The organism is Micromonospora noduli, from assembly GCF_003264365.1.
GTDB lineage: Bacteria > Actinomycetota > Actinomycetes > Mycobacteriales > Micromonosporaceae > Micromonospora > Micromonospora noduli.
Genome location: NZ_PYAK01000036.1, coordinates 22295 through 36166 on the forward strand (window position 1 = coordinate 22295; position 13872 = coordinate 36166).

A 13872-nucleotide genomic window follows, 5' to 3' on the forward strand; every position below is an offset into this window, starting at 1 on the left:
GGGTGGTTGAACATGAAACATTGTTCGCGCCACGGGGGTGCATGATCGATCACTCTGCGTGGCCTCCATTCCATCTCGCTGAGTTGAGGTACGCATGGCCGTCCGCGGGGGATTACGTCTGCTCACACGTCCCAGACGTCTGGTTGCGGTTGTCGCGGCCGCGTCGCTCGCCGCCAGTCTGCTGTCGGGTGCGCCTGCCGTGGCGAAGCCCAAGGAAACGGAGTTGGCGAAGGCGCCGGCGACGTCGCCGGGGCAGTCGGTCAAGGGTGTGAAGCCGCTGCCGACCAAGTTCGTGACGCCGCCGGACGACGCGAAGTCGACGTTCAAGTCGACACGGACGGTGTGGCCGAAGGCTGCCTCGGCGCGGATGGAGTTGGCGGCGGTTCCGGCCGGTGCGCGGGCGGCGTCGCCGGCGCGGGTGCGTGCCGTTGGTACGCCGGTGTGGGCCGAGTCGGTGGCGGCAAAGACCGGCGAGTCGGTCGGTGCGTGGCGCCTGGACGTGAAGGTCGCCGACCGTAAGGCCACCGAGGCCGCCGGGGTGGATGGCGTGCTGCTCTCTGTCGACTCGGACGTCCGCTCCGGTGCGGTGCGGGTCGGCGTGGATTACGCGGGGTTCGCGGAGGCGTTTGGCGGTAACTACGGGTCACGGTTGCGGTTGGTCCGGTTGCCGGCGTGTGCGCTCACGACACCAACGCGCAGCGAGTGTCGGACGGGTCAGCCGTTGGCGTCGACGAATGATGCCGGGGCGAGGTCGGTGTCGGCCGAGGTGCCGCTGGCGGCGAATGCGGGCGCTCGGGCTGCGGGTGGCGTGACGGTGCTGGCGGCGGTTGCCGCGGCTGGTGAAGAGGGCGGCAAGGGCGGCACGTACGCGGCCACGGATTTGAAGCCGTCGGGCTCGTGGACCGGTGGTGGGAGTACGGGTTCATTTACGTATTCGTATCCGGTCACGGTGCCGCCGGCGGCGTCGGATCTGGTGCCGACGGTGGCGTTGTCGTATGACTCGGGCAGTGTGGACGGGCAGACGGCGTCGACGAACGCGCAGGCGTCGTGGGTGGGTGACGGATGGTCCACGCCGCGCTCGTACGTGGAGCAGTCGTTCGCGTCGTGCATGGACGAGCCGGGTGGTAGCGCGTCGCCGGTGAAGACGCCGGACCGCTGTTATGACGGCCCGTTGTTGACGTTGTCGTTGAATGGCTCCTCGACGGCTTTGGTGTGGGATGCCGCGAAAGAGGTGTGGAAGCCGGAGTCGGACAACGGTGAGGTCGTCACCCACCATAAGAACGCGAACAACGGCTCGGGCACGTACAACACTGATTATTGGCAGGTGACGCTGCGCGACGGCACCAGTTACGAGTTTGGCCGTAACCGGTTGCCGGGGTGGACGTCGGGTAAGGCGGAGACGAAGTCGGTGGACCACACGCCGGTGTATTCGCCGCACTCGGGGGACCCGTGCTACAACTCGGCGGGGTTCTCCTCGTCGGTGTGCACGATGGCGTACCGGTGGAACCTGGACTACGTCACCGACACCAACGGTAACGCGATGGCGTACTACTACAACCAGGCCACGAACTTCTACGGCCGCAACAAGGGCGCCTCGGATGTGTCCTACATTCGCGACAGCAACCTGGCGCGTATTGATTACGGGTTCGCCGGCGGCGGCGCGTACGGCACGGTGGCGAACCAGGTGGTGTTCAACACCGGTGACCGATGTCTGTCGGGGGCGTGTCAGCCGTTGAACGCGGCGAACAAGGCGAACTGGCCGGACGTGCCGTTCGACCTGATCTGCGCCTCAGGGGCTGATTGTGACGACTGGAGCCCGTCGTTCTTCTCCACTGTCCGGTTGACGTCGATCGAGGCGAGGCAGTACAACACGGCGACCTCGACCTACGAGAAGGTCGACTCGTACGCCCTGTCGCAGAGCATGCCGGCCACCGGTGACGGCACGTCGCCGACGTTGTGGCTGACCGGGGTCGTCCGTACGGGTCATGACACCAGCGCGGGTGGGTCGACGGCGGCGATCACGTTGCCATCGGTGTCGTTCACCGGTATCAAGTTGCCCAACCGGGTCGACACCGCCGGTGGGTTGCCGTCGTTCTACCGGCAGCGCATCGCGACGATCACCACCGAGACCGGATCAGTGATCAGTCCCAGCTACGAGTTGCCGGTGCCGTGCACCGCCCCGGTTACCACCGACCCGGCGGCGAACACGAAGTCCTGCTATCCGGTGTACTGGACCCCGGATGGTTACACGGCCCCGGCCAAAGACTGGTTCAACAAGTACGCCGTCACCCGGGTCACCTCCACCGACCCCACCGGCGGCGCCGCGGCCCTGTCGACCAGCTACAAGTACCTGGGCGGCGCGGCCTGGCACTTCGACGAGAACGAGGTCGTCAAGACCAAGTACCGCAGCTACGGCCAGTTCCGCGGCTACGCCAAGGTGCAGACCTTCACCGGCGACGGCGTCAACGACCGCCGCACCCAGACCGAAACCGCTTACTACCGCGGCATGTCGAAGAACAACAACTCGACCGTGGTGAACCTGACCGACTCCGCTGGTGGCCTGCACGAGGACATCGACGAACTCGCCGGCAAGGAACTGGAGAGCGCCCAGTACCTCGGCGAAGGCGGCCGCGTCGACTCCTCCACCATCACCTCCTACTGGGTGTCCGCAGCGACCGCCACCCGCAGCAGAAGTGGTTTGTCGGCGTTGACGGCGCAGTGGGTCGCACCCGTCAAGACGTACACCCGCCAGGCCGTCACGAGCAGCGGATCGGTGGCGTGGCGCAACACCGCCACGGACAGCAGCTACGACGCGAACACCGCCAGCCCCACCTTCGGTGAGCTGAAGAACACCTACACCTACACGGTGCCGGTCGACGCGGCGTACAACCAGTGCACCACCTACACCTACGCCCCGGCCAACACCACCAAGAACCTCGCCGGGCTGGTCAGCCAGACCGAAACCGTCTCCGTGGCCTGCGGCGGGTTCACCCAGGGCAGCCCCGCCTCCGTGCCCGGCAGCGTCAACACCCTCACCGCCCCGGGCAGCGTCAACCGACCCGCCCAGGTGGTGAAGGCCGAACGCAGCTTCTACGACGTGACGGACTTCTCCACCACGTTCCCGCAGGCGGCGGCCCCGTCCAAGGGCAACGTCACGATGACCCAGGTCGCCAAGGACCACACCAGCGGGGCGTACGCCTGGCAGACCACCGGACGGTCGACCTACGACAGCTACGGCCGGGTCACCGACTCGTACGACGCCAAGGGCAACAAGACCACCAGCGGCTACACCATGAACGCCGTCAAACTGGTCACCGCGACCTCCAGCACCAACGCCGCGGGACACGGTAGCTCCGCCACGCTCGACACGAAGCGCGGGATGTCGCTGGTCAGCACCGACGCCAACGACATCGTCACCACCCAGCAGTACGACGCGCTCGGCCGGGCGACGTCGGTGTGGTTGAACTCGCGCGCCACCAGCGTCGCGGCGAACCACAAGTTCACCTATACCGTCTCGAAGACGGGCGTATCCGCTACCACCACGCAAACGCTCAACAACTCCAACGGCTATCAGACGTCCGTCACCATCTACGACGCGCTGCTGCGCACGCGGCAGACCCAGTCGATCACCCCGGCGGGTGGCCGGATGATCACGGACACGTTCTACGACACTCGTGGTGGGACTCGCGCGTCGTACAACGGCTGGTGGGATGACGGGTCGTTGCCGACCGTCAGCACTCCGGTATCGGCTGCGAACCTGGGCAAGCAGGTGCCGAACCAGACCCTCACCACCTACGACGGCCTGGGCAGGGCGGTCGTCGTCACCAACGCGAAGAACGGCGTGACCGTCTCGACGACGACCACCGTGTACGCCGGTGACCGCACGACCGTTGTTCCGCCTACCGGCGGGGTCGTCTCCGCCACCCTCACCGACCCCATCGGTCGCAAGAAGGAACTGCACGAGTACAGCGCTCGTCCGACGGTGACGACGCCGGCGGACACGTTCACCGGGATGTTCACCGTCACCGGTGGTACCGCGACGGTCAGCAAGTACGGCTACGACGAGCACGGGAACCAGTCGACGCTCACCGACGCCAGCAACAACGTGTGGACCTCGACCTACAACCTGCTCGGCCAGGTCGTTAGCAAGGTCGACCCGGATGCCGGCAACAGCAGCATGAGCTACGACGCCAACGGCAACCTCGAGCAGTCCACCGACGGGCGCGGCAAGACCCTGTCGTTCACCTACGACTCCCTCGACCGCAAGACCGGCGAGTTCGCGGCGACGGTGGCGAACCAGTCGACGGCGAACCGGCGGGCGACCTGGGTGTACGACAACAGCAACAGCGTCGCGGGGGTCACCAACGCGCTAGGGAAGCTGACCACCACGACCGCCTACCGTGGTGGGCAGGCGTACGTCACCCAGCAGAAGGCGTTCAACGTCTTCGGCGGCTCCCTCGGCACGACGGTCACCATCCCCGACACCGAAGGCGCCCTCGGCGGGTCGTACGCGTTCGGGCACACCTACACCTCGGTGCTGGGCCTGCCCCTGACCGACACCTACCCGGCCAAGGGCAGCCTGCCGTCAGAGACCGTTCTGCACGGCTACACCGGTGTGCTGGACCTGCCCACCACCCTCGGCGGTCTCGCCGGTTACAGCCAGAGCGTCAGCTACGACGCCTACGGCCGAGTGGACCAGCAGAAGATCGGCTCGGCGAGCAGCCATGCCTTCGTCACCAACACGTACGACCCGCACACCGCCCGGTTGACCAACCAACTCGTCACCCGCTCCACGACGACCCCGACGACTGTGGATGAGCAGGAGTACAGGTACGACCTGGTCGGGAACATCACCCGCAAGATCAGCAAGCGGTTGGGCACCACCACCCCGGCGGAGACGCAGTGCTACGGCTACGACGGTCTGGCCAGACTCACCGAAGCGTGGACCGGCACCGACGCCTGCGCCACCACACCCACCGACACCAACAAGTCCATGGTCGGCAACGCCATCGGCGCGGGTAGCGCCTACTGGACCAGCTGGCAGATCGACCCCATCGGCAACCGCACCAAGCAGGTCGAGCACAACCTGACCGGCGGCACCGACACGACCACCACCTACGCCTACAACGGCAATGGTCAGAACAAGCCGCACACCCTGACCTCCACCACCAAGACCGGCGGCGCAACCGGTACCACGTCGTATACCTACGACAACGCCGGCAACACCACCGGCCGCAACGCCGCCCAGGGGAACCAAACCCTCACCTGGGACGACGCCGGCAAACTCGGCACGGTCACCGGCGGCACCAGCGGGACCAACACCTTCATCTATGACGCCGACGGCAACCTGTTGCTGCAGAAGGAACCCGGCAAGAACACCCTCTACCTGCCCGGGCAGCAACTCACCCTCAACACCACCACCAGCGTTGTCACGGGCAGCCGCTACTACGCCCTTCCCGGCGGCGGCACCTCCATCCGCACCGGTAGCGGTACGGCTTACACCTTCGCCATCGACGACCACCAGGGCACCCCGACCCTCTACCTCGACAGCACCGCCCAAAACCCGACGTGGCGGCAGTACACCCCCTACGGCGCACCTCGAGGCGCCACCATCACCGCACCCGACAACCACGGCTTCCTCGATAAGCCCATGAGCCCGACCGGACTCACCACCGTGGGCGCCCGTTCCTACGACCCGCTCGCGGGCCGATTCATCTCCATCGACCCACTCCAAGATGCCACCCAGCCGCAGCAATGGAACGGTTACTCCTACGCCAACAACACCCCGGTGACGTCCAGCGATCCCACCGGGATGATCCCTGATGACTGCAAGTACTTCGACTGCTACGGCTACGACGTCAAGAAGGGCTGCCCGGATGGATGCGGCTCCACCGACAACGTGACCTATGGCAAGAAGAACAAGCTAACCAGCACCAAGCAGAAGCGCGGAAAGTACGTGCCGCCGCCGCGGCACACGCCGAAGCCGAAAAAGTGCGGGTTCCTCTCCTCCCTGTGCGACCGGGCCAAGGCGGCGGTGAACGATACACGCCAGGCCATTGACACCGTCAGCCGTGTGACCGGGCAGGCATGGGACGCGACGTCCGAATGGGTGAAGGACAACCGGGGAATGCTCGTGACGTTAGCGGCAACCGCCGGATGCTTCGTCCCAGCTGTTGGGCTGGCGGCGTGCGCCGGACTCCAGGCACTTGCCTACGGCGTGCGTACCCAGCAGGCAATCAGTGAGGGCGGCGGATGGGAAGAAAACAAGGAAAGGATTATGGTTGATGGCGTTTTGACAGCAGGAACCCTCGGTATTGGCGGTGCCTTCCGGATGGCGCAGTACGGAAAGGTCGGCGGTGTCAAGGGGGTCCCGCTGGTGCCGCTGCCAAAATTCATCTCGCCGTCCAACAACGCTGCCTACCAAAAAGTTTCGACTGAGGGCTGGAATGCCGCGACCTCGATGAAGATGCCGTGGAGCTTGGGGCCGACGATTGCCAAATCGATGGCATGGTCCGGTCCTGCTTTCGGAGTGAACAAGTGTTTCGTGCAGCAGGCATGCTGACATGGGCTCTACGGGGAAGGGCTTCGTGAAGTCCGCACGGGTGTGATCACGCACCGGTGGGAGCGCACTATGATCTCGGCGGTGCGCTCCCACCGGTTCGTTGGGGGCGATGGTCAGGACGCGGGAGGGTCGACATGAGAACAGCCTGGCGGTCATGGTTCTGGAACATCACGCTGCTGATCGTCATGCTGGTGATGGCAATCATCGTCACTGGTGTCGCGATCTCCGAGAAGAACATGGTTGCGGCAGCCGGCTTTGGGGTCGGTGGGCTCCTATGCTGGATCGGAGCTTTCCGGGCACCAACTCTTGGCGTCTACGCCAAGCCCCAGGGTGTCGTGGTGCGAGAGTTCACCCGCACCAGGACGGTTGGGTGGGGTGAGATCCTCGGGATCGAAATGGCGGGCGGCGAAGGTTCCGCAAGCCTGTCGGGGCCGGTGATACGACGACGAGGCAAGGGTGGCAAGGAAACGGTCGTCGAGCTGAATGCCCTCGGCGGATACGGACTCTTCCGGCCCAATGACTCGCCTGGGCGACAGGCCGTGGCTGGCCTGAATGAGCACCTGAAGACCTGGCGGAGCAGTCAGGATCCCCGATCGGTGTGACTACCGCAGTTCTGTGCTAGCTTCCCTCCGTCGATTGTTGGCGTCGGTTGCGGCATGTCAGGCGCGAGGCGCGCCAATCTCTACGCTTTGGGGGCGGCGGGCGCGCATCCAGAAGAGAGGTTGACCAAAAGTCAAATATCCGCAGAGTCAGTCTGCGTCTTTGGCTGCGCAGGTTGACGCATTAAAAAGAGGCGGCCCGCCGGGTCGATAGTGGCGGACCGCCCGTTCCGATCGGGGCCGACGGCTGCCAGCGCAGCGAAAATGCACATGGCAGGCGTAGTGCTGGTGATTAGCTCTGCCGGAGCCAGACCGCGCCCAGCGGCGGCACCTGGAGGGCCGCCGAGGCGACCATCCCGTGCCACGGCACGTCCTCGGCGTGCACCGCACCCATGTTGCCCACCCCGGACCCGCCGTAGTGGTGGGCGTCGGTGTTGAGCACCTCGGTCCACGTCCCGCCGGCCGGCAGGCCGATCCGGTAGTCGTGCAGCGGCTGGGCGGAGAAGTTCGCCACGCACACCAGCGTCGAGCCGTCCGGGGCGATCCGGACGAACGACACGGTGTTGTTGGCGACGTCGTCACCGGCGATCCAGCGGAACCCGGCCGGCTCGGTGTCCTGTGCCCAGAGCGCCGGAGTGTCCCGGTAGACCCGGTTGAGGTCACCGACGAGTCGTTGCACGCCAGCACGGGCCGGGTCGTGCAGCAGGTACCAGTCGAGGCCGCGCTCCTCGCTCCACTCCCGGTCGTCGGCCAGTTCGGAGCCCATGAAGAGCAACTGCTTGCCGGGGTGCGCCCACATGTACGCCAGCAGCGCCCGCACGTTCGCCAACCGCTGCCAGGTGTCACCGGGCATCTTGCCGGCCAGTGAGCCCTTGCCGTGCACCACCTCGTCGTGGCTGATCGGCAGCACGTAGTTCTCGCTCCAGGCGTACGCCAGGGAGAAGGTGAGCTGGTGGTGGTGGTGCTGGCGGTAGATCGGGTCCTTCGAGGTGTAGAGCAGGGTGTCGTGCATCCAGCCCATGTTCCACTTGAACCCGAAGCCCAGCCCGCCGTCGGCGGTGGGGCGGGTGACGCCCGGCCAGGCGGTCGACTCCTCGGCGATCATGACGACGCCGGCGTGGTGCTTGTAGACGGTCGCGTTCACCTCCTGCATGAGCGCGATGGCCTCCAGGTTCTCCCGGCCGCCGTACTTGTTCGGGGCCCACTCGCCCTGGTTGCGGGAGTAGTCCAGGTAGAGCATCGAGGCGACCGCGTCGACCCGCAGCCCGTCGACGTGGAACTGGTCGCACCAGTAGAGCGCGTTGGCGACCAGGAAGTTGCGCACCTCGTTGCGACCGAAGTCGAAGACGTACGTGCCCCAGTCGGGGTGCTCGCCGCGCCGCGGGTCGGGGTGCTCGTAGAGCGGGGTGCCGTCGAACCGGGCCAGCGCCCACTCGTCCTTCGGGAAGTGCGCGGGCACCCAGTCCAGGAGTACGCCGATGCCGGCGGCGTGCAGCCGGTCGACGAGGTGGCGGAACTCGTCCGGGTCGCCGAACCGGGAGGTCGGCGCGTAGTAGCCGGTCACCTGGTAGCCCCAGGAGCCGCCGAACGGGTGCTCCATCACCGGGAGGAACTCCACGTGCGTGAAGCCCAGCTCGGTGACGTACGCGGTGAGTTGTTCGGCCAGTTCGCGGTAGCCCAGCCCGGGTCGCCACGAACCGAGGTGCACCTCGTAGACGCTCATCGGTTCCTGGTGCGGCTGCCGTTCGGCGCGCCGGGCCAGCCAGTCCGCGTCGTCCCACCGGTACGTCGAGTGGTGCACCACCGAGGCGGTGGCCGGCGGCACCTCGGCGTACGCGGCGAGGGGGTCGGCCTTGTCCCGCCACTGCCCGTCGGCGCCCAGCACCCGGTACTTGTAGCGGGCCCCGGCCCGGGCGTTGGGGACGAACAGCTCCCACACCCCGCTGGAGCCGAGTGACCGCATGGGCCAGCCGTCGTCGGGGCCCCAGCCGGTGAAGTCGCCGATCACCCGCACCCCACCGGCGTTGGGCGCCCAGACACTGAACGCCACGCCCTCGTCGAAGACCCGGGCGCCGAGCGCCTCCCACAGTCGCTCGTGCCGGCCCTCGCGGATCAGGTGCAGGTCCAGCTCACCGAGGGTCGGCGGGTAGCGGTACGGGTCGTCGTGGGTGGTGCCGTCGACCTCCACCCGGTAGTCGAGCACGGTGCCGTCGACCTGCGCCTCGAAGACGCCCACGTCGTGCACCCGCTTCATCGGGTGCCGTTCGTCGCCGACGAGCAGCGCCACGTCGGCGGCGCCCCGGCGCATCGTGCGGATCGTCGTCGAGGAGTCGGCGGGGTGCGCGCCGAGCACCGCGTGCGGGTCGTGCGTCGCGCCGGAGATCAGCTGGTCCATCGGGCGTCCTTCGGAGCGGCGTCGGTCGGTACGGGGGCGGACGGGCGGGTGGCCGCTCGGCGCGGCGGGGTCGGAACCGGGCCCGACCGGCGGGGCGGAGTCGGAACGGGAGCTGTCGACGCGGGAGGCGCCGGAGCAGGAGGTGTCGGCGCAGGAGGTGTCGGGACGGGGGCTGTCGGTGCGGGGGCTGTCGGTGCGGTGCCGCCGGAGAGGTCGTCGGGCACCTCGGCGACGCTGAGGTCGGCCGGCTCGGCGCCCGCCGGCAGCGGCACGGTCGGCGGGGTCGGGCGACGCACTGTCAACACGTGCGCGGGTTGCAGGTACGGGTCGAGCCGTACCGCGTTGCGCTGACCCCAGTCGTAACTGGTGCCGGTCAGCTCGTCGTACACAGTGAACCGTTCGTGCCAGTCGAAGCCGAGCGCCGGCATGTCGAGGGTGGTGTTGCCCCACTGCACCTCGCGCGAGTCGAAAGAGCAGATCACGATGACCGTGTTGCCGGTCTCCGGATCGTGCTTGGACCAACAGAGCAGCGCCGGGTTGTCGATCTCGTGGAAGCGCAGGTTGCGGAGCTGATGCAGGGCCGGGTTGTGCTGGCGTACCCGGTTGAGGGTGGCCAGGAACGGCGCCAGCGAGCGGCCCTGCGCCTCGGCACCGGCCCAGTCCCGGGGTCGCAGCTCGTACTTCTCGTTGTCCAGGTACTCCTCGGCGCCCGGTCGGGCCACGTGCTCGAACAGCTCGTAACCGGCGTACAGGCCCCAGGAGGGGGAGAGCAGCGCGGCCAGCACCGCCCGGATCTTGAACATCGGCGGGCCGCCGTGCTGCAACGACTCGTGCAGGATGTCCGGCGTGTTCGGCCAGAAGTTCGGCCGCATGTAGTCGGCCGCCTCGATCAGCTCCTCGCAGTACGCCCGCATCTCGGCCGCCGTCGTGCGCCAGGTGAAATAGGTGTACGACTGCGTGAAGCCGATCTTGCCGAGGCCGTGCATGATGGCCGGCCGGGTGAACGCCTCGGCCAGGAACAGCACGTCCGGGTCGACCGCCTTCACCTCGGCGATCAGCCAGTGCCAGAAGTCGAACGGCTTGGTGTGCGGGTTGTCCACCCGGAAGATCCGGATGCCCTCGCCGACCCAGTGCAGCACCACCCGCAGCACCTCGGCCCGGATGCCCTCCGGGTCGTTGTCGAAGTTGACCGGGTAGATGTCCTGGTACTTCTTCGGCGGGTTCTCCGCGTACGCGATGCTGCCGTCGGCCCGGGTGGTGAACCACTCCGGGTGCTCGGTGACCCACGGGTGGTCCGGCGCGCACTGCAACGCCAGGTCCATCGCCACTTCCAGGCCTTGTGCCGCCGCCGCCTGGATGAAGGCCCGGAAGTCCGCCTGCGTACCCAGATCGGGGTGGATCGCGTCGTGGCCGCCCTCGGCGGCGCCGATCGCCCACGGCGAGCCCACGTCGGTCGGCCCGGCGGTGAGCGCGTTGTTCGGGCCCTTGCGGTTGACCCGGCCGATCGGGTGGATCGGCGGCAGGTAGAGCACGTCGAAGCCCATCGCGGCCACCCCCGGCAGCCGCTCGGTGGCGGTCGCGAAGGTGCCGGACCGCCCGCCCACCGCCCCTTCGGAGCGGGGGAAGAACTCGTACCAGGCCGAGTAGAGCGCCCGCTTGCGGTCAACCCAGATCGAGTACGTGTCACCGACGGTGACCAGCTCCCGGACCGGGTGCTCCCAGAGCAGGTCGGCCAGGCCCAGCGCCGGGTCGACCCGCTGCGCCAGTGGCAGGTCGGTGTCGACCAGCGCGGTGAGGGCGTCGGCGACCCGGGGCCGGTCGGCGGTCGGCACGAGACCCCGGGCGGCGGCGAGCACCCGCGCGCCCTCGGCCAGGTCGTTGGCCAGGTCCTCCGGCCCCTGCCCGGCGGCGATCTTCTTGGTCACCGCGTTCTGCCAGGTCAGGTACGGGTCCTGGAACGCCTCCACGGAGAAGGTCCACGAGCCGACGGCGTCCGGTGCGATGGTGGCGTGCCAGCGGTCCTGGCCGGGCTCGCCGGGGCGCATCCGGGTGAACGGCCGGCTCGCGCCGTCCGGCCCAGCCCACACCACGTTGCAGCCCAGCGCGTCGTGCCCCTCCCGGTAGGCGCGCGCCGACACCGGAACGGGCTCGTCGACCACCGCCTTGGCCGGGTATCGCCCGCACGAGACGACGGGGGAGACGTCTTCGATCGGGAACCGTCCAGTCACCCCGCCAACCTACTGCGCGAGATCCGTTCGCGCGCGGCCAAGCCGTCAAGATCCACACCGGTTCCAGGAAAGCGCGGTGTCGAGGCGACCCGGATGCGGCGGTTTTCTGAAACCCGAGTGGATCTAGGCCGGGCGAGAGTCCGAACGGCGTCAGGCAGGCGGATTCGGTGCCACGAACGAGCCCTTGCCCTGGTGCACCTCGATCCAACCCCGCTCGTCCAAGATCCGCAGGGCCAGCCTGATGGGTGTGGCGCTGGCTCGATACTGCTCGCCGAGTTCCGCGATGGACGGCAACTTGTCGCCGGGCTGGAGCGTGCCGGACTGGATCGAGCGGATCACGTCATCGATGACCTGCTCGTATACGGGTTGTCTCGGCATGGCAGGGCCACCTCTCGTCAGCCCTCTGAGCATGCCATCGAACATGACACTCTGTGCATCCTGTGTTGACTCTGTACTCACTGCACTCTAAGTTGGATTCGAAGGTCCTCTCGTCAGCAGCGGAGTACCTCCACGTGGTCAGGGTGGGTGGTGCCCCCGTGTCACCCACCCTGACCTGCACCCCGTCATGCGCCGGATCCCGGCACCCAGTACCTCCATCACCCATCAGTTCTCGCGCCGCGAGGAGGCACCGTTGGACGAGCGACTGCCGGATGAGCCGCTGCCGCCCGCGTACCCCATTGCCGGGGCGCGGCCTCCGCAGCCGGACGGGGATCGGGTGCCCGGTCCGGCCCGGCCGGCGCGGGCGCCGCTCACCCGGCGGCAGTACGCCTACGGCATCGCGATCGCGGTGGTCGTACTAGTGCTGTTTGTGGTTGGGGTCCTGCGGTGAGCGCGACGGGCCGGCGGTGAACGAGCTGCCGGTGGGTCGCCGGGTCGCGCAGTGGCGGGTACGGCGGAACATGACGCAGCAGCAGTTCGCCGACCGGCTCGGCAAGTCGAAAAGTTGGGTGGACAAGGTCGAGCGTGGGGTACGCCGGTTGGAGCGGGTGTCCAACCTCCGGGAGGTCGCCGAGACGCTCCGCATCGACGTGGAGGTCCTGTTGGCGGCCCGGCCCGTGCGGCCAACTCCGGTCGCCGCCGGGGTGGACGGGGTGCGGACGGCGCTGGCCCGCTACCACCTGCCGGGCGCGGACCGACCGCCGCTGGTGGAGGAGTTGGGTGCTCGGCTGGGGCATGCCGAGCAGAGCTATCGGCACGCCCGGTACCCGGCCTTGCTGGCAGTGCTGCCCGGTGTGCTCGACGCCGTCCGCGAAGTGCACGCCGCTCGCCCCGGCGCGACGGACGCGCTGCTGGTGTCGGTGTACGCGCTCATCGCGCTGGTGCTGGTCAAGGTCGACCAGGGGGAGTTGGCCTGGCTGGCCGCCGACCGTGGAATGACCGTCGCCCTGGCGGCCCCCGACCCGCAGCTGGCCGGCGTCGCCACCGTGTCACTGAGTCAGGCCCTGCGGTCTCGTGGTCGACGGCGCTCCGCCCTGGACGCTGCGCTCGTCGCCGCGGACCGCATCGGCACGCACGATGGCTCCCCGACCCGCGCGCTGCGTGGGACGCTGCTTCTTCAAGCCGCCCTCGCCGCCGCAGGCGGGGGAGACGAACGCCTCGCCCGCCAGTCACTCGATCAGGCCGCGACGATCGCCCGAGACATCGGCCCGAATGCTGCCGCTGGCCCTGGCCCTGGCCCTGGCCCTGGCCCTGGCCCTGGTGCTGAGGGCTGTGGCGGCGCGGGCTCGGGCGGTGTGGGCTTCGGTCGGGCGGCGGTTGAGGCGGCCCGGGTGGTTGCCGACGCGGCCCTCGGCGACGTCACCACGGCGACCGCCCGGCACGAGCGGCTGGTGGCTGGCGACGAGTGGCGGTGGCTGCCGCCCGAGCACCGGGCCGCGTACCTCCTCGATGTGGCTCGCGCGTATGCCCTGGCCGGCGACATGCACCGCGCGGGCCGGGCGGTGCTCGACGCGGAGCGCACCGCCCGCAGTGAGGTGCACGACCGGCCGGCGGTACGGAAGTTGGTCGCTGTCGTGTGGCGGTCCGCCGACGCACCGACCGGCCTGGCCCAGCTCGCCGCCACCCTCCGCGTCACCTGACGCACGCCCG

7 protein-coding genes are annotated in these 13872 nt (G+C 68.3%); 4 read left to right on the top strand and 3 right to left on the bottom strand.

All coding sequences use genetic code 11. The annotated features are described in order from the left end of the window. Positions 1–199: 199 nt before the first annotated feature. Entirely contained in the window at positions 200–6562 is a 6363-nt protein-coding gene (locus GUI43_RS23185; RefSeq protein ID WP_249037829.1) for an RHS repeat domain-containing protein, read from the top strand. Between the two features lie 134 nt (positions 6563–6696). Further along, complete coding sequence (locus GUI43_RS23190) at positions 6697–7164, top strand: PH domain-containing protein (RefSeq protein WP_112699777.1); 468 nt, start codon at positions 6697–6699, stop codon at positions 7162–7164. A 289-nt stretch (positions 7165–7453) separates the two neighbouring features. Here the strand turns inward: GUI43_RS23190 and glgB are convergent, their stop codons facing one another. The 3 genes from glgB to GUI43_RS23205 form a co-directional block, all read right to left on the bottom strand. After that, entirely contained in the window at positions 7454–9556 is a 2103-nt protein-coding gene (glgB, locus tag GUI43_RS23195) for a 1,4-alpha-glucan branching protein GlgB (RefSeq protein ID WP_112699778.1), read from the bottom strand. After that, positions 9544–11784, bottom strand: a complete 2241-nt coding sequence (locus GUI43_RS23200) for an alpha-1,4-glucan--maltose-1-phosphate maltosyltransferase (protein ID WP_112699779.1) — start codon at positions 11782–11784, stop codon at positions 9544–9546. Before GUI43_RS23200 ends, glgB begins: the two co-directional genes overlap by 13 nt. A 150-nt stretch (positions 11785–11934) precedes the next feature. Beyond that, entirely contained in the window at positions 11935–12162 is a 228-nt protein-coding gene (locus tag GUI43_RS23205; protein ID WP_112699780.1) for a winged helix-turn-helix domain-containing protein, read from the bottom strand. 253 nt (positions 12163–12415) lie between these two features. Between GUI43_RS23205 and GUI43_RS23210 the strand changes: the two genes are divergently transcribed. Continuing rightward, positions 12416–12613, top strand: a complete 198-nt coding sequence (locus GUI43_RS23210; RefSeq protein ID WP_146765949.1) for a hypothetical protein — start codon at positions 12416–12418, stop codon at positions 12611–12613. A gap of 16 nt (positions 12614–12629) precedes the next feature. Then, entirely contained in the window at positions 12630–13862 is a 1233-nt protein-coding gene (locus GUI43_RS23215) for a helix-turn-helix domain-containing protein (RefSeq protein WP_249037830.1), read from the top strand. Positions 13863–13872 lie beyond the last annotated feature (10 nt).

What these genes read in the sequence shown, in the direction of transcription:
- GUI43_RS23190 (WP_112699777.1), top strand. Translation starts at nt 6,697, where the DNA reads ATGAGAACAGCCTGGCGGTCATGGTTCTGGAACATCACGCTGCTGATC.
- glgB (WP_112699778.1), bottom strand. Translation starts at nt 9,556, where the DNA reads ATGGACCAGCTGATCTCCGGCGCGACGCACGACCCGCACGCGGTGCTC.
- GUI43_RS23205 (WP_112699780.1), bottom strand. Translation starts at nt 12,162, where the DNA reads ATGCCGAGACAACCCGTATACGAGCAGGTCATCGATGACGTGATCCGC.